The organism is Pseudomonas fulva, assembly GCF_023517795.1.
In the GTDB taxonomy this organism is placed as follows: Bacteria; Pseudomonadota; Gammaproteobacteria; order Pseudomonadales; family Pseudomonadaceae; genus Aquipseudomonas; species Aquipseudomonas fulva_D.
Map to the genome: position 1 here is coordinate 5267029 of NZ_CP082928.1, position 20848 is coordinate 5287876.

The following is a 20848-nucleotide window of genomic DNA, read 5'->3' on the forward strand; positions in this document are numbered from 1 at the left end:
GTCAACTGGTGGCATCGACCATGCCGTGGCGCACGGCGAGCAGCGCCAGCTCCACATCGCTGGTGATCGAAAGCTTCTCGAATATCCGGTAGCGATAGGTATTCACGGTTTTCGGCGACAGGCACAGCTTGTCGGAAATGCTCTGCACCTTCTGGCAGCCGGCGATCATCAGGGCGATCTGGATTTCCCGCTCGGAAAGCAGGTCGAACGGCGAATTGCTGCTCTGTGGCTGGAATGATTTCAGGGCCAGTTGCTGGGCAATCTGTGGGCTGATGAAGCGCTGGCCGGCAAACACCATGCGAATGGCCTGCACCATTTCCTCCAGGCCGGCCCCCTTGGTCAGGTAGCCAGCGGCGCCAGCCTGCAACAGCCGGGTGGGAAACGGATCCTCCTCGCATACGGTAACCGCGACGACCTTCAGGTCGGGGTGGCTGCGCATCAGTTTGCGAGTGGCCTCTAGCCCACCGATGCCGGGCATTTTCACGTCCATCAGCACGACGTCGGGCTTGAGCTCGCGAACCTTCTTCAGCGCCTCTTCGCCGGAACATGCCTGGCCGATGACCTGCAAGCCGTCGATATCGGCCAGCATGCGCGAGATACCCGTACGAACGAGGTCGTGATCATCAACAACCAATACCTTAATCAAACGAACACCTCGTACCTGCGCGAGCGCCGCACGGCGACAACCTGGGAGAACCGCACCATAACAAAAAACCTGACGGATGAGTTAGTGATGCGCGTCAATTTACAAGCGCCAAACATGCCGAGAACGATGGACGGATTCACCTGGATGCATTCTTACAGACCTGCCATAGGCATGCCGGTGCCATTGCGCCACGCACGGGCCATGGGCCGCACTTTCATGACCAGGCAGTCGAAAGCTGCCGCGCCGCCAGGGGCTGCCTGGCAATTAATATATTCGGAACGCCCCACCCGAGGCATGGCTCTGAATTTACAGACCGCGAACCATACCGAGGGATTTTCCATGGACATGCTCATCAAGCAGCTCAAAACCGTGACAGCCGGGCGTTACCACATCATCACGGAGACCTCTGCCGAAGGCCTGCAGGTCGACTGCCTCGATCTGCAATGCAACCTGGTGGCCACCCGACGCCTGACCGCGGCCCAATTGCAGAACAAGATCCTGATGACCGCCGTATATGCCGACCTCAAGGGCACGCTGGGCTATTGATCGAGCCTGGATCGCCCGGCGTTGGTTCATTGCTCCCTCGCAGCGCGGCTTCGATACGCCAGAGCCGCGCTGAGAAGCCCAGGCGCTCATGGCATCTGCCAACCATCTAGCGACCTTGGGCGTCTTTTTCCTTCATACCCGCCCTAGCTGATAGTCACCACTAGCAGCAGCGCTTCTGGACCTCTGCCCGCAAGCCATCGGCGCTGCGCGAAAACGGGTTATCCGCTGACCACGCGAACATGACCGATCGGTCGCACAAATTTCCTGAACGAACCTGCACAGCGCACATTCTATTTCGATCATGCCAGCCAGCCCTGCGTGTAGAGCAGGCAGGCAGCCCATAAACATCGATTAGAAGAACCCGACCATGATCTGGATAGCACTCGGCGTCGCCCTGTCACTCGCCTCGCTTCTGGGCGCCGGCATTTATTCGCTCTTGCAAATCCTCGGTGAATTCAGTCAGGGCTGATGGATGACCCACTGACCGTCGACAGCGAACCCAGGCGGGGCACCCGCCCCCACCTGTAGCCCGGCGCACGGTCAGGCGGTTAGCGCCGTCATGGACAATCGACGGGCGAAAAAAAGCCCGGCGAATGCCAGGCTTCTTCAAAGGTGGTGGAGGGCCAGGGATTCGAACCCTGGGAACGCTATTAACGTTCGCCGGTTTTCAAGACCGGTGCATTCAACCGCTCTGCCAACCCTCCAGGTCGACGTGAAATGCTCGGTTCGCCGAAACATTCCTTTGCAACCTCGCAGGCTGCGGGCGGCATCTTACCGGAACGCAACACACTGTCAAACACTCTGACTTGGCAGTACCCAAGGCTCTGTTAAGATGCTTCTCGACCTTGGTCACGGACCAACAGCATTTACTAGGAGTGTCGCCATGCGCGAACAAGATTACGCACATAGCCCTACACGGGTTGAACAAACCGCAGTCAGCAGCGTTCTGCGCAACACCTACGGTTTGCTGGCTCTCACCCTGGCATTCAGCGGCATCGTGGCCTTCATGGCGCAGCGTGCCAACGTCCCCTACCCGAACATTTTCGTGGTGCTGATCGGCTTCTATGGCCTGTTCTTCCTGACCGCCAAGCTGCGTGATTCCGGCTGGGGCCTGCTGTCGACCTTCGCCCTCACCGGTTTCATGGGTTACACCCTGGGCCCGATTCTCAACCGTTACCTGGGCATGGCCAACGGCGCCGAAGTCGTCAGCTCCGCGTTCATGATGACGGCCGTGGTTTTCTGCGGCCTGTCGGCCTACGTGCTGACCACCCGCAAGGACATGAGCTTCCTGAGCGGTTTCATCACCGCCGGCTTCTTCGTCCTGCTGGGCGCGGTACTGGCCAGCTTCTTCTTCCAGATCAGCGGCCTGCAACTGGCGATCAGCGCTGGCTTCGTACTGTTCTCGTCGGCCTGTATCCTGTTCCAGACCAGCGCGATTATCCATGGTGGTGAGCGCAACTACATCATGGCGACCATCAGCCTGTATGTGTCGATCTACAACCTGTTCGTCAGCCTGCTGCAGATCTTCGGCATCATGGGCGGCGACGACTGATCGTCACCCGGAAACAAAAAACCCGCCTCAGTGGCGGGTTTTTTATGGCCTGGAAAAATTACTGCTGGGCTTTTTCGCGCATGCCCCTGAGCGTATTGAACGGCGCCTCGACCACGAACTTGTTGGATAGCCAGGACGGCACGCTGCCACCGGGATCGGTATGCGCTTCGTACACCACCTCGACCATGCCGTCGGGCTTGGGCGTCATCGTCCAGTGGCCCTCGACGCTGGCAACGCGCACGTAGCCCTTCTCCTCGGGGCGGTAGTCAGGCACGCCGTGCAGGGTGCGCGTCACGCTGCCATCGGCGCCCTGCTCGGTGGTGACCTCGATGATCGAGTCCCGGGGCGTCACCGGCCATGGCGTATTGAAGCGGGTATAAGTCCAGCTCTTGTCGCCTTGGTGCTTGAGCAGCCGCTGCTCCTGGCACTCGTGAATCCAGGCACAGGACGCCACCACATCCTCCTGCAGCGCCCGGAGCTTGGCCACATCGGTCTTGATCAGGGTAACGCCGCGATAAGCCTTGTAGGGGGAGCCGGCCACCTCGCTGAGGTAGACCTTGATACCCTCCTCGTCCTTGGCCAGACGCCAGTCCTCGGCATGGGCGGCGGAGGCGAGACACAGCGCCGTACTTGCTAGCAACAAACGGGTCAGCGACATCTTTATTCTCCGGGGGGTTGTCTGTAGAGCGTCAGACAGCGATTGCCGTGGCACTTTCCAGCCACGTCAGCAGGCGGATGGCTTCTTCACGGCTATTACCGCAGACAGCGGAATCGGCTGAAAATGCGGCGCACACGGCGGGTCGATCCTCGCGTCCGAAGATCGAACAGCGATTGTCCTCGGCCAGATTCACGCAGCGCTCGCCGGCAGCCTTGCCATTGGGCATACCGGGGATGAAGGAGCTGATCGACGGGGAAATACAGCAGGCGCCACAACCAGGACGGCATTGCATGAAACGGACCTCGAACAGGGGCATGCGGCAGACGGCGGCGATTCTAGCCTGCCGTTTCATCGGCCGGCAGCCCCCCTCGGTCAGGTCAAATCGAGGCGAATGCTGAAGCGCGATCCCGCCCCCGGTGTGCTGTCGACCTCCAGTTCGGCGCCGAGCACATCCACCGCCAGCTGGTGGGTGATATGCAAGCCCAGGCCGGTTCCGCCCTGGCCGCGCCGGGTGGTGAAGAAGGGATCGAATATCTTGCCCAGCAGTTCCTCGTCCATGCCGCGGCCATCGTCGATGACCTCGATCACGCACTGGCCTTGCGCCTCATCGACCTGGCCACGAACGGTGATCACCCCTTTCACACCGGGATCGAATGCATGAACCAGCGCATTGTCGACGAGATTCTGCACGATTTGCCCGAGCGGCCCCGGGTAGCTGTCCAGTATCAGGTTCGGCGCCACCTCAACCAGGATCCGATGATCGTTCTGGCGCAGTTTCGGCTGCAACAGCAGCACCACCTCCTCGACCAGTTCGCGCAGGTCGAAGCGCCGCCGTTCCGTGCTGGCACGGTCGGTAGCCAGTTGCTTGAAGGCGCGGGTCAACTGCGACATGCGCTCCAGGCTGATCAGGATGATGCTCAAGCCATCGTCGGTGCGCTGCACGAAACGCTCCAGGGTGGTGCGTTTCAGGCCTTCGCGCATCGCCGTCTGAAATTCCTGACTGGCCCGCTCCAAGGTCGACGCCGCCACGCTGGCGGCGCCAATTGGGGTATTCAACTCATGGGCGACGCCGGCCACCATGGTGCCGAGGGACGACAGCTTTTCAGCCTGCAACAAGGCGCGGCGCGTGCGCTGCAATTGCTCGACGGTACGCTGCAGCTGCTCGTTGCTGGTGGCCAGCGCGCGACTGCTCACGTGCAGGCCGTGCTCTGCCCGCAGCCGCTCGGCCTCGTCGATGGCGCGGCGCACGCTGATCAACAGCCCCACGCCCTGCAGGACGCTGAAGAACAGCAGCACGCGCCAGACTACGTCCCAACGCAATTCGCTCAGGTTCCGGGCAGGCAGGTGAGACAACAACAGCCAGTGATCGGCGGCATTGGACGTTGCCGAAGCGGCATCGCTCGGCCGGAAATGGCTGTAGGCCCAGAAGCCTGCCGAATCGATGAACGAGCCACGCTGCTCGTTCTGCAGGCGTCGCCAGCTCGACGGCTGGTGGTTGGCCAGAGTCAGCTCGGGCTTGCCCAGCAGGAAGCCCCAGGCATGTTCGGGGCGCTCGCCGAGCATCCAGTAACCTTCATGATCGAGCAGTTGCAGCGAGCCACCATAGGCCACGGAGGTTTCACGCAGCCGCTCCAGCAAGCGTTCGGCGCGGTAGTCGAGGATCAGGATGCCGCGCCGCTCGCCGCGCTCGCTGAAAACCGGCACCGCCGCGCGCAGGATCGGTACCAGGGACTCGACGGAGCCGTCGGGTCGGTACTTGCGCTCCAGATCGAAGCGCGACAGGTACGACTCGCCCTTGTAGAGGTGCATGGTCTCGACGAAGTAATAGGCGGCCGAGTCGTTCTGCAAATCCGCTCCGGCAACCCGCTGCGCCTTTCCCGCAATGCTGTCGATGCGTACCCGCTCCATGCCGCTTTCGTCGAGCCAGCGGATGTGCTGGTAGGTCGCCCGGCTATTGGAAAACTCGGCGAACAGCTCACTCAGGGCAGCGTCGCTGTCGCCCGCATCCTGCCTCACGGCGCGATTGAGCAAGGGCTGCTGGCTGAGAAACTGCAGGTCACCACGCAGGCTCGACAGGTGCCGCTCCAGCACCGCCACGCCCTCGTTGAGGCTGTCGGTCTGCGCCTCGAGCAGCGGCTCCAGGCGGTCATTGAGCATGCGATCGTAGAGCAGCAGGCTGAGCACCACGATCAGCAGCGACCAGGGCAGAAACAGCACTAGCAGGTTACGCGGCAGCGGCCTGGCAAGCGCCTTTCGCCAGCCGGCGATGCGGCGCCTCATCACCGCGGCGAACGCTCGCCCAGCCAGCTCAGCAGGCGCTCCAGGGGCATGGGCCTGGCATACAGATAGCCCTGGGCTTCCAGGCAATCATGCTGCTTCAACCACTCGACCTGTTGCTGGTTCTCCACGCCCTCGGCGATCACCGTCATGCCGACACGACGTGCGATCTGGATGATCGCTTCGGCGATTGCCTGGCCATCGTCCTGCGCACTCAGCTCCTCGACGAAGCTGCGGTCGATCTTCAAGCGGTCGGCCGGCAGCTGGCGCAGGTAGCTGAGCGACGAAAAACCGGTGCCGAAGTCGTCGATGGCCACCTTGACGCCCATCGCGCGCAGCGCCAGCAGTTGCTCGCAGACCTGCTCGAACGAACGCATGGCCACCGACTCGGTGATCTCCAGTTCGACCTGGTCAGCGCTTACCCCGGCCGCCTCCAGGTGCAGGGTGAAGCGCTCGATGAAGTCGCGCTGCAGCAGCTGGGTGGCCGACACGTTGATCGCCACGCGGATGTCGCGGTAACCCGCTTCGGCCAGGCGCCGCGCTGCCTGCAGCGCCAGGCGCATGAGCAGATCGCCGAGCGGCAGGATATAGCCGGTGGCCTCGGCCAGCGGAATGAACTCCAGCGGCGGCACGGCCTTGCCGTCAGCCTGGTACCAGCGTGCCAGGGCCTCGACCCCGGTGACCGTACCGCTGCGCAGATCGACCTGGGGTTGCAACTCGATGCTGATCAGGTCGCTGGCCACCGCATCACGCAGTGCCAGCAACAGGCGAAACGACTCGGCATGGGCGCTCTGCAGCCGGCGGTCGTGCACCACGTGCTGGTCGTGACCCAGCTGCTTGGCCTGCTTGAGGGTCAGCCTTGCATCCTGCAGCGCCACGCTGGCGCTGTCTTCGAAATCGCGCAGATACAGGGTGACGCTGCTCAGGCTGTGCACCTGGCCCAGCTCGTAGGGCCGATTGGGGCGGCGGAACAAGGCCACAATGTTCTCGGCGCGCACCTGATCCTGCGGGCCCAGCACGGCGAACAGATCGTCGCGGATCCGGGCGATCAGCACGTTGCCATCGAAGGCATCGCGCAGACGGTTGGCCACCAGCCCGAGGATGAAATCCCCGTAGCCGGTCCCGAAGGCGGTGTTGGCACCCGAGAAGTTGTCAATGTCGAGCAGCACCAGTACCCGGTCGTCCTTGTTGGGGCTGCTCAGGGTCATGTCCAGCATGCGGATCAGCGCATTGCGGTTGGGAATCTTCAGCAGGTCGTCCTGGTAGGCCATCTCCTCCAGGCGGCTGAACAGCGCCACGTTATAGAGGCCTCGGCTGATGCTGGCACTGAACACCTCGAGCAGCTCCAGCTCGGTATCGTCCAGCGTACGCTCGGTGGCCACGTAGCAGGCGTAGTCCGCACCGGCCTGAAAGCGCGGAAAGAACAGCACGGTACAATCGTCAAACCGCAGCGTCGCCTGTTTTTGCAGGCTACAGCGCAACGCGCTGGCTACTGCGTCATCGCCCAACCCATTGAGATTGCCGTCGATGGAGCTGTAGAAGCGGCCGCTGGCACTGATCACGTAGGCGTCGGGCAGCTCGCCGGGCCCGGCATCGTGGGCTTTCACGCAGACGATGCCCTCGGCCTGCAGGTCGAGCAGCGAGGCGATCTCGGAGAGAATCTTGGCCGACAGTTCCCGGGTGTTCTTCGAGCAGAACAGTGCGTTGCTTGACTCGACGATCATCTGCAGGCCGCGGCGTGCGCGGGCCGTGGCCTTAAGCTGCGAGTAACTGCGCAGCCCGGCGGTGAGCACCGTGCGCAGGCGCTCGGCGCTCAGCTCGCTCTTGGACCAATAGTCGTTGATGTCGTAGTCACGCATCACGCTCTGCACGGGCGCCATGCCGGGCTCGCCGGTCAGCAGCACGATGCGAATCTCGGCGTTGCCGATGACTTCGCGCAGGGTCTTGACCAGACGCAGACCGGCGTCTTCGGTCTCCATCACCACATCGAGCAGCACCAGGGCGAAGTCCTGCTGCTCGGCCAGCAGCATGGCGGCCTCGCGGTTGCTGAATGCCTGCTGGATCTCGACACGCCGGCCGAGAATGTCCATCTCGCTGATCGCAAAGGCGGTTGCGCGCTGAAAGTCAGGGTCGTCATCAACGGTCAGGATGCGCCAAGCCTGGTGGGTGCCGTCACCAATCGCCTCGTCATCTGCAAACACCACGGAGTCATCCATGAAACACACTCACCTTTCACGCGGGAATAGAGAACCACGGCCTTCCGTGCGCAAGTATAGCCAGCGCCGTAAAGACACAATGCCCATGATGGCATTTCATATATGGCACGAATCACACCACTCGTCGGTCTGAGCCTTGAGCGACCCTGGCACGACGGCGGCAGACAAGGAGAGGCAATGGGGTATTGGCTGGTCATCGACCTGGAAGCCACCACCGAAGAAGGTGGCTGGCCAGTGGAACACATGGAGATCATCGAGATCGGTGCCAGCCTGGTCGATGCCGGCGGCCATGAGGTCGACCATTTCCAGCGTTTCGTGCGCCCCCTGCGCCGCCCCATGCTGACCCGCTTCTGTCGGCAACTGACCCACATCAGCCAGGCGGAGGTGGATCAGGCCGCCACGCTGCCGGTGCTGTGGCCGCAATTCGAGCGTTGGCTGCAGCCCCATCACCCGCGCCTGCAGGGCTGGTGCAGCTGGGGCGATTACGACCGCCAGCAGCTGGAACAGGACTGGCAGCGCCATGCACTCACCAGCCATTTGCAGACGCTGCCGCACCTCAACCTCAAGCGCCGCTTCGCCAAGGACCGGCAACTGCCCCGCCCCGTCGGCCTGAACGCCGCGCTACAGCTGGCGGGTTTCAGCTTCAGCGGCCAGCAACATCGTGCACTGAACGACGCGCGCAACACCGCCCGACTGCTGCCGCTGATGGTGGTCGAGCGAAGCGGTACGCGCAGCACGTGACGCCATCAAACGCCTTGGGCATACTTGCCAGCCACTTATTCTGCCGCTCACGAGGATGCACATGTTCAAGGTCAACGAGTATTTCGACGGTACCGTCAAATCCATCGCGTTCGGCATGGCAGAAGGCCCGGCCACGATTGGCGTGATGGCGGCAGGCGAATACGAATTCGGCACCGGCCAGCTGGAGATCATGCACGTGATCGCCGGCGCCCTGACCGTCAAGCTGCCGGGCAGCGACAACTGGGAAACCTTCACCGCCGGCAGCCGCTTCACCGTGCCGGCCGACAGCAAGTTCCAGCTCAAGGTCGAGCAGGACACAGCTTACCTGTGCGAATACCGCTGACAGGTCTCGCAGCCAGAAAAAGCCCGGCCAGGTGCCGGGCTTTTTGCATTCAAGAACCGCGCGTGCGAATCAGACGCGCAGCTCCATGCCTTCCTTGAGAAAGCGCGGTGCGATATAGCGCTCGAAATGCGCCTCGGAGAGCAGAAAGAACTCGCGGTCGATGGCATCGCGCAGGTCGGGCAGCTCCCAATCGCGAAATTCGGGCAGCAACACGATACCGTAGGCCTCCAGCTGGGTGATCACCCGGGCACCGCGAGCCAGCAGCTGATAGGCCCAGCAATAGGCCGACTGCTGGGGAACGAAGCGAATCTGCCGCTGCTGCAGCTGTTTGAGCAGCAACGCCTCGTCGAAGACCTCCAGCTTGGCAGTCATCACCTGTACCAGCAACATCTCCAGGCGCAACCACACCGACTGCTTTTCCTCGTCGCTGTAGCCGTTCCAGTTGATCACCTCGTGGTGAAAACGCTTGCAGCCGCGGCATACGGAATCCCCGAATACCGTGGAGCACAAGCCTATGCAGGGTGTCTTGATACGTTGATTGGGCATGCCTTGAATCGATACATCGGACAATAAGGGGTGCATCTTAGCCCTTTGTCTAATGGGGATCACCCCAGAGGGCGATGGGTCTTTCACTTAACTTCGTGCAAAGATTCCGCTAGAATCAGCGCGCCTTGCCAAAGGCGCCAATGTCCGTTGGAAGCTGTTTTCAAAGCGTCACGAGCACAGTCGATCCTGCAGCGCGATGTTGGCGTGGCCACCCTCAGGCCATGCCAGCCCCTCATCAGCCCCGCTCTGCAGGCGTAAAACTTTGAAAGCAGCTTCCGGATGGAAGCATCGAAACCATCGTGCTCAGCCCATGAGGCTGCGCGACGGATGTGTTTGATGCTTTCCTGCATGCGTCCCGGACTTCCCATTTGGGACCACTGATGAGGGTAATAACTGTGCTTGAAGCCTACCGCAAACACGTAGCAGAGCGTGCCGCCCAGGGTATCGTGCCCCAGCCGCTAAACGCCGAACAAACCGCCGGTCTCGTCGACCTGCTGAAGAACCCGCCGGCCGGCGAAGAAGAATTCCTCCTCGATCTGATCACCAATCGCGTGCCGCCAGGCGTCGACGAAGCGGCCTACGTGAAGGCCGGCTTCCTGTCCGCCGTTGCCAAGGGTGAAGCCACCTCCCCGCTGCTCGACAAGAAACGCGCCACCGAACTGCTCGGCACCATGCAGGGCGGCTACAACATCGCCACCCTGGTCGAGCTGCTCGACAGTGCCGAACTGGGCACCGTTGCCGCCGAACAGCTCAAGCACACCCTGCTGATGTTCGACGCCTTCCACGACGTCGCCGAAAAAGCCAAGGCCGGCAATGCCAATGCCAAGGCCGTGCTGGAATCCTGGGCTGCCGGTGAGTGGTTCACCAAGCGCCCGGCGATCGCCGAGAAGTACAGCCTGAGCGTTTTCAAGGTGCCCGGCGAAACCAACACCGACGACCTGTCGCCGGCTCCGGACGCCTGGTCGCGCCCTGACATCCCGCTGCACGCCCTGGCCATGCTGAAAATGGCCCGCGACGGCATCGTTCCCGAGCAGCCAGGCTCCATCGGCCCGCTGAAGCAAATCGAGGAAGTACGCGCCAAGGGCTTCCCGGTCGCCTACGTCGGTGACGTGGTCGGTACCGGTTCCTCGCGTAAATCCGCCACCAACTCGGTGCTGTGGTTCTTCGGTGACGACATCCCGTACGTGCCGAACAAGCGCGCCGGCGGCTTCTGCTTCGGCTCCAAGATCGCCCCGATCTTCTACAACACCATGGAAGATGCCGGCGCCCTGCCGATCGAGTTCGACGTGTCGAACATCGAGATGGGCGACGTGATCGACGTCTATCCCCATGCTGGCAAGGTCTGCAAGCACGGCACCGACGAGGTCATCACCACCTTCGAACTGAAGACCCCGGTGCTGCTCGACGAAGTTCGCGCCGGCGGCCGTATCCCGCTGATCGTCGGCCGTGGTCTGACCGACAAGGCTCGCGCCGAGCTGGGCCTGGGCCCGACAGACCTGTTCAAGCTGCCGGAAGCCCCGGTCGACACCGGCAAGGGCTACACCCTGGCCCAGAAGATGGTCGGCAAGGCCTGCGGCCTGCCGGAAGGCAAAGGCGTTCGCCCAGGCACTTACTGCGAACCGAAGATGACCACCGTCGGTTCCCAGGACACCACCGGCCCGATGACCCGCGACGAGCTGAAGGACCTGGCCTGCCTGGGCTTCTCCGCTGACCTGGTCATGCAGTCGTTCTGCCACACCGCGGCCTATCCGAAGCCGATCGACGTCACCACCCACCACACCCTGCCGGATTTCATCCGCACCCGTGGCGGCGTGTCCCTGCGGCCTGGCGACGGCATCATCCACAGCTGGCTGAACCGCATGCTGCTGCCCGACACCGTCGGCACCGGCGGCGACTCGCACACCCGCTTCCCGATCGGCATCAGCTTCCCGGCCGGCTCCGGCCTGGTGGCCTTCGCCGCGGCCACCGGCGTGATGCCGCTGGACATGCCGGAATCCGTTCTGGTGCGTTTCAAGGGCAAGCTGCAACCGGGCATCACCCTGCGTGACCTGGTCCACGCCATCCCCTACTACGCCATCCAGAAGGGCCTGCTGACCGTCGAGAAGAAAGGCAAGAAGAACATCTTCTCCGGTCGCATCCTCGAGATCGAAGGCCTTGACGAGCTGACCGTCGAGCAGGCGTTCGAGCTGTCCGACGCCTCGGCCGAGCGCTCCGCTGCCGGCTGCACCATCAAGCTGCCGGAAAAGGCCATCGCCGAGTACCTGAAGTCGAACATCACCCTGCTGCGCTGGATGATCAGCGAAGGCTACGGCGATGCCCGCACCATGGAACGTCGCGCGCAGGCCATGGAAGCCTGGCTGGCCAAGCCGGAACTGCTGTCCGCCGACGCCGATGCCGAGTACGCCGAGATCATCGAAATCGACCTGGCCGACGTCAAGGAGCCTGTGCTCTGCGCGCCGAACGACCCGGACGACGCACGCCTGCTGTCGAGCGTTCAGGGCGAGAAGATCGATGAAGTGTTCATCGGTTCGTGCATGACCAACATCGGCCACTTCCGCGCTGCCGGCAAGCTGCTCGACAAGGTCAAGGGTTCCATCCCGACCCGTCTGTGGCTGTCGCCACCGACCAAGATGGACGCTCACCAGCTGACCGAAGAAGGCTACTACGGCATCTACGGCAAGGCCGGTGCACGCATGGAAATGCCGGGTTGCTCGCTGTGCATGGGTAACCAGGCACGCGTGGCGGCGAACTCCACCGTGGTGTCGACCTCGACGCGCAACTTCCCGAACCGTCTGGGCGATGGCGCCAACGTGTACCTGGCATCGGCCGAACTGGCCGCTGTCGCTTCGATCATCGGCAAGCTGCCGACCGTCGAGGAGTACATGGAATACGCGAAGAACATCGACAGCATGGCTGCCGACGTTTACCGCTACCTGAGCTTCGACCAGATCGCCGAGTTCCGCGAAGCCGCGGCCAACGCGAACATCCCGGTCGTTCAGGCCTAAGCGTCACCCGCGTCAGAAAAAGCCCCGCCTCGTGCGGGGCTTTTTTATGGCTCTTCATATGTTCGCCGGGCCGATACGCCTGGCACCGAATACGCAGGAGCGGCTTCAGCCGCGAGCCCTTCACTGGCTGTCGCCGCTAAAGCGGATCGCCGGGGCGACCGCCCCGCAGTGACACCACTCGCCTGAGACTGAGCGCTAACTGTACCGGATACAGCTGTGCTGGCCGCCCTGCTGTAGCGGGAAAGCGGTCGTAGGGTGTATCTGACAGGCCGCCATGGCCCTCGGTTAGGGTTGCGCATCGCCACCTACTGCCGAGAACCGCCCCATGCGCACTGCCGAACATGCCCTGCTGACCGACGCCGACCGTCGCGCCATCGCCTATAACGACTCGCTCGAGCAACGCCGGGTCTATCCAAGTGAAAGTGCCATCGCCGCCCTGGATGCCTTCGACCGGCCCCTGCCAAGCACCGGGCAAGAGGCCGGGCAGGTATTGCACACACTCGATGAGCTCGGCTCGCCCGCCACCGTCACCAGCAACGGCCCGCGCTATTTCGGTTTCGTGATCGGCGCCACGCTGCCTGCCGCTGCAGCCGCCGAGCGCATGGTGCTGGCCTGGGATCAGTGTGCGTCATCCTTCGACGGCTCGCCCATCGCCGACAAGCTGGAAAAGGTCGCCGCCCGCTGGGTCTGCGAAGCACTGGCCTTGCCAGGTGAAAGCGCCGTGGGCTTCGGCACCAGCGCCACGGCGTGCACCCTCGCCTGCCTGTCGGCAGCACGCCGCACACTGCTCGCCAGGCAAGGCTGGGATTTCGATCAGGACGGTCTGATCGGCGCACCGGAGATTCGCGTGGTGATCGCCGAAACCGCCCATATCACCGTGAAGAAGGCGCTGCGCGTGCTGGGTTTCGGCATGCGCCGGCTGCTTCTTGCTCCGGTGGATCAGCACGGCCGCATCGATCCGGCCCGGCTCCCCGAACTGGACGAACGGACTGTGCTGATCCTGCAGGCTGGCGAGGTCAACACCGGCGAATTCGACCGCTTCGCCGAACTGGTACCCAGGGCCAGGGCCGCTGGCGCCTGGGTGCATGTCGACGGGGCTTTCGGCCTGTGGGCACGGGCTTCGTCATCGGCCGGGCTGGCCGAGGGTGTGGAGCTGGCGGACAGCTGGACCACCGATGGCCACAAGTGGCTGAACACCCCCTACGACAGCGCCATGGCCATCTGCCGGGACGGCGATGCCCTGGCTGCGGCAATGAACAGTGATGCCGCCTACGCCATAGCCTCGAAGGACTCGCAGAAGAACCTGACCCTGGAGTTCTCGCGGCGCGCACGGGGCGTGGCGATCTGGGCGGCACTGGCGAATCTGGGGCGCGATGGCCTGCGCGCCATGATCGACCGGCATATCCGCCAGGCCGGGCAGCTGGCCGACGCACTGCGCAACGGCGGATATCAGGTGCTCAACCGCGTGCGCCTCAATCAGGTATTGGTACGCGCCGATTCGGACGAGCAGACCATGGCCATTCTCAAGGCCGCCCAGGACTCGGGCGACGTCTGGTTCGGCTCGACCGTCTGGCAGGGCCGACCGGCCTTCCGCCTGAGCGTCAGCTCCTGGCGCACCACGGATGCCGATATCGACGTCCTGATCGCCCAGCTCCTGCGCCTGAAAACCCCTGAGCTTAGCGCCCCGCTTCCAACACCTGCTGCAGCAGCTTGTAGGACGCTTCGACGCGAGCCTCGAGGGGCACGTTGCGGTTGGCCAGCATCACCACGCCGATGCGCTCATCGGGCACGAAGGCTGCGTAGCCGCCAAAGCCATTGGTCGAGCCGGTCTTGCTGAACAGCACGCCCTGCTCACCGGCTTCCCGCTTGCCCAAGCGAGAAGCCGGCTGCGCTTGCAGGGCCATGGACGGCGCGTTGCCGGCCAGCAGTTGCTCCCGGGAAACCGGCCAGGGGTAACGCTCCCAGATCATCGCCTGGGTGAACGGCGCGGTTTGCGTCACCCCTTGGTGGGTAGTCGCGATAGCGGCGGCGAGTGGTTCGGGCACCGCCGTTGAGCCCAGGTTGATATCGACGAAACGCAGCATGTCGTCGATGTTCGACTTCAAGCCGTAGGCCTCCGCATCCAGCATGCCGGGGCTCACCCGGATGGCCTTGTCGTCCTGTCGCCCATAGCCGTAGGCGTAGCGCTGCATCTGCGTGGCGGGCACCTGGACATAGGTACTGCCCAGCGCCAGCGGCGCCAATACCTGTTCCTGCAACGCCTGGGCATAGGGCTGCCCGAACGCGCTGGCGGCGATACGCCCCAAGATGCCAATGCTGACATTGGAGTAGGCGCGCTCATGGCCCACGCCGGCCGCCGGCTGCCATTGGCGCAGCCAGGTCATCAGGGCGCTGTCGCTCTTGATGTCATCCGGTACCTGCAACGGCAGGCCATTGCTTTGATGGGTAGCCAGGTCCATCAGGCTCAACGCGCCGACCGGCGTGGCCTTCAACACTGGAAGGCGTTCGCCGACCTGATCATCCAGCGACAGCAAGCCACGCTCCTGGGCCAATGCGGCCAGGGTGACGTTGAAGGTCTTGCTCAGCGAGCCCAGCTCGAACAGCGTCTGCCGGGATACCGCGATGTTGGCCTCGCGATTCGCCAGGCCCCTGGTGTACAGGTAATGCTTGCCCTGCCAGGTGACACCGACCGCCAGGCCCGGCACGTCGTATTCGCTCATCAGCGGCGCGAACAGCTTGTCGGCCTCGGCCTGGAATTGCTGCTCGGTCATGGCAGCGGCCGGCAGCGTCACGGCAAGGCTTGCCGTGAACAGGCCCATGGCGATAGTGCGGTGAGTCATCGAATAAGCTCTCTGTCTTGTTGTAATGCGACACCGGTCTGCCCGGTGCCTGCATGGTGCGTGGGTGTTCGAGTCACCGCCAAGGATATCGTTTCGTGGCACCCAGCAGGCAATCCACAAAAACGCTTGCCTTGCCTATAGAGCCTCTCGACAAAGCCCGTGGCGGGCCTTATTGTCCGCCCAGGCCACCGCAGTGGCCTACGTCGCTCGGACGGTTCCGGGCGCTTACGTTCTTCGAGGAAAGCATGTCTGAACAGGCTTCGCGCCGCTTTGCGCGCATCGATCGTCTCCCCCCTTACGTTTTCAACATCACCGCTGAACTGAAGATGGCCGCCCGCCGCCGTGGCGAGGACATCATCGACCTGAGCATGGGCAACCCCGATGGCGCCACCCCGCCGCATATCGTGGAAAAGCTGGTGCAGGTCGCCCAGCGTGAAGACACCCATGGCTACTCCACCTCCCGCGGCATTCCGCGCCTGCGCCGGGCCATCTCGCACTGGTACAGGGATCGCTACGAGGTCGACATCGACCCGGAAAGCGAAGCCATCGTCACCATCGGCTCCAAGGAAGGCCTGGCGCACCTGATGCTGGCCACCCTGGATCATGGCGATACCGTGCTGGTGCCCAACCCCAGCTACCCGATCCATATCTACGGTGCAGTGATCGCCGGCGCCCAGGTGCGCTCGGTGCCGCTGGTGCCAGGCGTGGATTTCTTCATCGAGCTGGAACGGGCGATCCGCGAGAGCATTCCCAAGCCGAAGATGATGATTCTCGGCTTTCCCTCCAACCCCACCGCGCAGTGCGTGGAGCTGGACTTCTTCGAGCGCGTGGTGGCCCTGGCCAAGCAGTACAACGTGCTGGTGATCCACGACCTGGCCTACGCCGATATCGTCTACGACGGCTGGAAGGCTCCGTCGATCATGCAGGTGCCGGGCGCCAAGGACATCGCCGTGGAGTTCTTCACCCTGTCCAAGAGCTACAACATGGCCGGCTGGCGGATCGGCTTCATGGTCGGCAACCCGGAGCTGGTCGGCGCCCTGGCGCGGATCAAGAGTTACCACGACTACGGCACCTTCACCCCGCTGCAGGTCGCGGCCATCGCTGCCCTGGAAGGCGACCAGCAATGCGTGCGCGACATCGCCGAGCAGTATCGCCAGCGCCGCAACGTGTTGGTCAAGGGCCTGCACGAGCTGGGCTGGATGGTCGAGAACCCCAAGGCCTCGATGTATGTGTGGGCGAAGATTCCCGAGGCCTACGCCCACCTCGGCTCCCTGGAGTTCGCCAAGAAGCTGCTGGCCGAAGCCAAGGTCTGCGTATCGCCGGGCATCGGCTTCGGTGACTATGGCGACGATCACGTGCGCTTCGCCCTGATCGAGAACCAGGACCGCATCCGCCAGGCGGTGCGCGGCATCAAGTCGATGTTCCGTGCCGACGGGCTGATCGAGACGCCTGCCGCGAAAACGCCGCGCAAGGCCAGCGAAGCAGGCTGACCGCCACGGCGCGGCACCGCAAGGGTGCCGCGCCGCGTTATGATCGCCGCTCCCCCCGCAGACGAGCGCGCCATGCAGGACCTCGGCAACTACCCCCACATTCGCCAGTCGGCCATCCGTTCGCTGTTCGAGATTTTCGAGCAATCCAGCGAAGGCACCATCATCGTCGACCGCGACGCCCATATCGTCTGGATGAACGAGCGCTACGCCCAGCGCTTCGGGCTGCACAGCGCCAGCGAAGCGATTGGCAGACCCTGCGAAAGCGTGATTCCCGGCAGCCTGTTGCGCGATGTGGTGAACAGCGGCCGGCCGATCCTCTTGGACATGATGGACACGCCCCGCGAGCCGCTGGTGGTGATGCGCCTGCCCATCCATGACGACGCCGGCCAGGTGATCGGCGCCATCGGCTTCGCCCTGTTCGACGAACTGCAATCGCTGTCACCGCTGCTGGCCCGCTACCAGCGCATGCAGCAGGAGCTGGCGTCGACCCGCTCGCAGCTCAAGTCGCGCCAGGCCAAATACAGCTTCGCTCAGTTCATCGGCACCAGCCCCCGCAGCCTGGAGGTCAAGCGCCTGGCGCGGCGCAGCGCGACCAGCGACTCGGCGGTATTGCTGCTGGGCGAGACCGGTACCGGCAAGGAGCTGTTGGCCCACGCCATTCACAATGCCTCGCCACGGGCCAGCAAGCCCTTCGTCAGCCTGAATACCGCGGCGATCCCCGAGACACTGCTGGAAGCCGAGTTCTTCGGCACCGCGCCTGGCGCCTTTACCGGCGCGGACCGCAAGGGCCGCGCCGGCAAGCTGCAGATCGCCCACGGCGGCACGCTGTTTCTCGACGAGATCGGCGACATGCCGTTACCGCTGCAGAGCAAGTTGCTGCGCGTGTTGCAGGAGAAGGAGTTCGAGCCGGTGGGCTCCAACGAAGTGCTGCGCAGCGATGTTCGGCTGATCGCCGCCACCTCCATCGACCTGGAAGCAGCAGTGCGCAAAGGTACCTTCCGCGCCGACCTGTACTACCGGCTCAATGTGCTGACCCTCGCCGTACCGCCGTTGCGCGAGCGCCTGGAAGACCTGCCAGCGCTCTCCGAGGCGATCTTCGATGCGCTGCAGGGTCGCCACGAATTGCACCCGGACGCCATGGCGCTGCTCGCCCGCCACGCCTGGCCGGGTAACGTACGCGAGCTGCACAACGTGCTGGAGCGGGCCTGCCTGCTCAGCGACGACAGCGTGCTCGACGCCGCGTCGGTGGCTACCGCGATCGGCACGCTGCACCCCTTGCCCGAAACCCCGGGCATGGCTGTGCAAACCGGTGAAGTCGAAGACTTCCATCAGGCCCGCGCCAACTTCGAACGCGAGCTGATCCGCAAAGCGCTGGCTGCCACCGCGGGCGATGTGCCACAAGCCGCGCAGCGCCTGGGCTTGGGGCGTTCCACCCTGTACCGAAAGATGCTCGAACTGGGTCTTTCGTCCTGACTTCGGGACTCGTCCCATTTCCGGGACTAGCCTAAATACCCGGCTGATCTGGTCAACCTAGCGTTTTCGTCCCGAAGTTGGGACAAGCGAAACAGTGCATTGCCACGAGATAAATAAAACCCTTTAAATTCATAAACTTAAAAACCTGGCATAGAACTCGCTATAACCAGGCTGCGGGCCCACCCGCCGCCGACAACAAAAACAAAAGCGCCCACAGCGCCTGTGCGAGTTACTCGAATGGCTACGGCAGCCTGTCGATTCGCCGCGTTGCAGGGTCAGGAGATCGTCGATGAGTGTCATCATCGCCCTCGCTGCACTCGCTCTGCTGATGCTGGCCGCCTACCGTGGCTACAGCGTCATCCTCTTCGCTCCCATCGCCGCCCTCGGCGCGGTACTGCTCACCGATCCCAGCGCCGTGGCGCCCGCGTTCACCGGCGTGTTCATGGAGAAGATGGTCGGCTTCATCAAGCTCTATTTTCCGGTATTTCTGCTCGGTGCCGTGTTCGGCAAGCTGATCGAGCTGTCCGGTTTCTCGCGCTCCATCGTCGCCGCGGCCATCCGCGTGTTCGGCACCGGCCAGGCGATGCTGGTAATCGTGCTGGTCTGCGCCCTGCTCACCTACGGCGGCGTATCGCTGTTCGTGGTGGTGTTCGCGGTCTACCCCTTCGCCGCCGAGATGTTCCGCCAGAGCAACATTCCCAAGCGGCTGATTCCGGCGACCATTGCCCTTGGCGCGTTCAGCTTCACCATGGACGCGCTGCCCGGCACGCCGCAGATCCAGAACATCATCCCCACCACCTTCTTCAACACCACCGCCTGGGCCGCGCCCTGGCTGGGGCTGATCGGCAGCCTGTTCGTGCTTGGCATGGGCATGCTCTACCTGCGCCGTCAGTTGAACAAGGCGCTGCGCGCCGGCGAAGGCTACGGCACCGAGCTGCGCAACGAACCGGAAACCCCGGACGACATCAAGCTGCCGAGCCCGTGGCTGGCCATCGCGCCGCTGATCCTGGTAGGCGTCGCCAACCTGCTGTTCACCCACTGGATTCCCGAGTTCTACGGCAAGACCCATAGCCTGCAGCTGGCCGGCATGGCCGCACCGCTGCAGACAGACGTCAGCAAGCTGACCGCCATCTGGGCGGTGCAGGCAGCGCTGCTGCTGGGCATCCTGCTGGTGCTGGTCAGTGCCTTCGGGGTGATTCGCGAAAAACTCGCCGAGGGCACCAAGAGCGCCGTCGGTGGCTCGCTGCTGGCCGCGATGAACACCGCCTCAGAGTACGGCTTTGGCGCGGTGATCGCCTCGCTGCCAGGCTTTTTGATTCTCGCCGATGCACTCAAGGGCATCCCCAACCCACTGGTCAACGAGGCGGTGACCGTGACCCTGCTGGCCGGCATCACCGGCTCGGCGTCGGGTGGCATGAGCATCGCCCTGGCGGCCATGTCCGATAGTTTCATCGCTGCCGCCAACGCCGCCAATATCCCGCTGGAAGTCATGCACCGCGTCGCCTCCATGGCCAGCGGCGGCATGGACACCCTGCCCCACAACGGCGCGGTGATCACCCTGCTGGCGGTCACCGGGCTGACCCACCGCGAAGCCTACAAGGATATTTTCGGCATCACGATCATCAAGACACTCGCGGTCTTCTTTGTAATCGGCGTTTTCTACAGCACCGGCATCGTCTAATTTTTGTGAGATGCACGGCCTGCTGTAACCACCGCGCACCTGAGGAGTTTCTATGAATCTGAAAGGCAAGACCGCACTGGTCACCGGCTCCACCAGCGGCATCGGCCTGGGTATCGCCCAGGTGCTGGCCGAAGCCGGCGCCGATCTGCTGCTCAACGGTTTCGGCGACGCCGGGGCGGCCATCGACGCCGTTGCAGCCTTTGGCGGCAAGGTGCTCCACCACCCCGCGGACATGAGTGACCCGCAGCAGATCGAGGCGATGGTCGCCTACGCCGAGCGCGAGTTCGGCGCCATCGACATCTTGGTCAACAACGCCGGCATCCAGCACGTCTCGCCCGTGGAAACCTTCGCCCCGGAGCGCTGGGACGCGATCATCGCCATCAACCTGTCCTCGGCCTTCCACACCACCCGGCTGACGCTGCCTGGCATGCGCCAGCGCAACTGGGGGCGCATCATCAATATCGCCTCGGCCCATGGCCTGGCGGCGTCGGCCGGCAAGAGCGCCTATGTGGCGGCCAAGCACGGGCTGATCGGCCTGAGCAAATCCGTGGCGCTGGAAACCGCCACCACCGGCATCACCTGCAACGCCATTTGCCCTGGCTGGGTGCTGACGCCCCTGGTGCAGGCGCAGATCGACGCGCGTGCCGCCGAAAGCGGTGACAGCGAAGGCGAACGGCGTAATCTGCTGGCAGAGAAACAGCCGTCGCTGGAGTTCGTCACGCCCAAACAGCTCGGTGAGCTGGCATTGTTCCTGTGCAGCGACGCCGCGGCTCAAGTGCGTGGCGCGGCCTGGAACATGGACGGCGGCTGGCTGGCCCAGTAATAGAAATCGGC

General features: G+C 63.6%; 16 protein-coding genes, 1 tRNA gene and 1 pseudogene. 10 read left to right on the forward strand and 8 right to left on the reverse strand.

The features are described 5' to 3' along the window. Position 1: 1 nt before the first annotated feature. A complete protein-coding gene (gacA, locus tag K8U54_RS24380) occupies positions 2 to 646 on the reverse strand; it encodes a response regulator transcription factor GacA (RefSeq protein WP_070887325.1) in 645 nt (214 codons plus the stop codon). On the opposite strand from gacA, the gene K8U54_RS24385 reads away from it, so the two are divergent. After that, a complete protein-coding gene (locus tag K8U54_RS24385; RefSeq protein WP_249908203.1) occupies positions 617 to 1192 on the forward strand; it encodes a hypothetical protein in 576 nt (191 codons plus the stop codon). The genes gacA and K8U54_RS24385 overlap by 30 nt on opposite strands. Before the next feature lie 613 nt (positions 1193 to 1805). On the opposite strand, the gene K8U54_RS24390 is transcribed toward K8U54_RS24385, so the two are convergent. Next, a tRNA-Ser gene (locus tag K8U54_RS24390) sits at positions 1806 to 1896 on the reverse strand. A 179-nt stretch (positions 1897 to 2075) separates the two neighbouring features. Here K8U54_RS24390 and K8U54_RS24395 point away from each other — a divergent pair. After that, positions 2076 to 2744 carry a Bax inhibitor-1/YccA family protein gene (locus K8U54_RS24395; protein WP_027905471.1) on the forward strand — a complete coding sequence of 223 codons (669 nt, stop codon included), beginning with the start codon at positions 2076 to 2078 and terminating at the stop codon, positions 2742 to 2744. Between the two features lie 58 nt (positions 2745 to 2802). Here the strand turns inward: K8U54_RS24395 and K8U54_RS24400 are convergent, their stop codons facing one another. The 4 genes from K8U54_RS24400 to K8U54_RS24415 all read right to left on the reverse strand — a co-directional run bounded on the left by K8U54_RS24400 (position 2803) and on the right by K8U54_RS24415 (position 7895). Next, the gene (locus K8U54_RS24400) at positions 2803 to 3402 is read right to left on the reverse strand and encodes an START domain-containing protein (protein WP_249908204.1); all 600 of its coding nucleotides are present in this window, start codon (positions 3400 to 3402) and stop codon (positions 2803 to 2805) included. A gap of 31 nt (positions 3403 to 3433) precedes the next feature. Continuing rightward, a complete protein-coding gene (locus tag K8U54_RS24405) occupies positions 3434 to 3694 on the reverse strand; it encodes a YkgJ family cysteine cluster protein (RefSeq protein ID WP_249910514.1) in 261 nt (86 codons plus the stop codon). 80 nt (positions 3695 to 3774) lie between these two features. Then, on the reverse strand, positions 3775 to 5682 hold the full coding sequence (locus tag K8U54_RS24410) for a sensor histidine kinase (protein ID WP_249908205.1): 1908 nt from the start codon (positions 5680 to 5682) through the stop codon (positions 3775 to 3777). Next, on the reverse strand, positions 5682 to 7895 hold the full coding sequence (locus K8U54_RS24415) for an EAL domain-containing protein (RefSeq protein WP_249908206.1): 2214 nt from the start codon (positions 7893 to 7895) through the stop codon (positions 5682 to 5684). The genes K8U54_RS24410 and K8U54_RS24415 overlap by 1 nt, the downstream gene beginning before the upstream one ends. A gap of 177 nt (positions 7896 to 8072) precedes the next feature. Here K8U54_RS24415 and K8U54_RS24420 point away from each other — a divergent pair, with 177 nt between their 5' ends. Both K8U54_RS24420 and K8U54_RS24425 read left to right on the forward strand, forming a co-directional pair. After that, the gene (locus K8U54_RS24420; RefSeq protein ID WP_249908207.1) at positions 8073 to 8636 is read left to right on the forward strand and encodes an exonuclease domain-containing protein; all 564 of its coding nucleotides are present in this window, start codon (positions 8073 to 8075) and stop codon (positions 8634 to 8636) included. Positions 8637 to 8697: 61 nt separating this feature from the next. Beyond that, positions 8698 to 8979 (forward strand): pyrimidine/purine nucleoside phosphorylase, encoded by a 282-nt coding sequence (locus K8U54_RS24425; RefSeq protein ID WP_070887319.1) that lies wholly within the window; start codon positions 8698 to 8700, stop codon positions 8977 to 8979. Positions 8980 to 9048: 69 nt separating this feature from the next. Here K8U54_RS24425 and K8U54_RS24430 read toward each other — a convergent pair whose 3' ends face one another. Further along, positions 9049 to 9525: a DUF1289 domain-containing protein gene (locus tag K8U54_RS24430; RefSeq protein WP_249908208.1), complete on the reverse strand. Its 477-nt coding sequence runs from the start codon at positions 9523 to 9525 to the stop codon at positions 9049 to 9051. A 395-nt stretch (positions 9526 to 9920) separates the two neighbouring features. On the opposite strand from K8U54_RS24430, the gene acnB reads away from it, so the two are divergent. Together acnB and K8U54_RS24440 are read left to right on the forward strand one after the other, a co-directional pair. Then, entirely contained in the window at positions 9921 to 12530 is a 2610-nt protein-coding gene (gene acnB, locus K8U54_RS24435) for a bifunctional aconitate hydratase 2/2-methylisocitrate dehydratase (RefSeq protein WP_249910515.1), read from the forward strand. A gap of 325 nt (positions 12531 to 12855) precedes the next feature. Then, complete coding sequence (locus K8U54_RS24440; protein ID WP_249908209.1) at positions 12856 to 14367, forward strand: pyridoxal phosphate-dependent decarboxylase family protein; 1512 nt, start codon at positions 12856 to 12858, stop codon at positions 14365 to 14367. Here the strand turns inward: K8U54_RS24440 and ampC are convergent. Next, positions 14285 to 15370 (reverse strand): annotated as a pseudogene (gene ampC, locus K8U54_RS24445) (class C beta-lactamase); the annotation flags it as partial. The gene K8U54_RS24440 and the pseudogene ampC sit on opposite strands and share 83 nt — an antisense overlap. A 245-nt stretch (positions 15371 to 15615) precedes the next feature. On the opposite strand from ampC, the gene alaC reads away from it, so the two are divergent. The 4 genes from alaC to K8U54_RS24465 all read left to right on the forward strand — a co-directional run bounded on the left by alaC (position 15616) and on the right by K8U54_RS24465 (position 20837). After that, positions 15616 to 16860 carry an alanine transaminase gene (alaC, locus tag K8U54_RS24450; protein WP_249908210.1) on the forward strand — a complete coding sequence of 415 codons (1245 nt, stop codon included), beginning with the start codon at positions 15616 to 15618 and terminating at the stop codon, positions 16858 to 16860. A gap of 72 nt (positions 16861 to 16932) precedes the next feature. Beyond that, entirely contained in the window at positions 16933 to 18333 is a 1401-nt protein-coding gene (locus K8U54_RS24455) for a sigma-54 interaction domain-containing protein (RefSeq protein ID WP_249908211.1), read from the forward strand. Positions 18334 to 18622: 289 nt separating this feature from the next. Continuing rightward, entirely contained in the window at positions 18623 to 20014 is a 1392-nt protein-coding gene (locus K8U54_RS24460) for a GntP family permease (protein WP_249908212.1), read from the forward strand. A gap of 52 nt (positions 20015 to 20066) precedes the next feature. Beyond that, positions 20067 to 20837 (forward strand): 3-hydroxybutyrate dehydrogenase, encoded by a 771-nt coding sequence (locus tag K8U54_RS24465; protein WP_249908213.1) that lies wholly within the window; start codon positions 20067 to 20069, stop codon positions 20835 to 20837. Positions 20838 to 20848 lie beyond the last annotated feature (11 nt).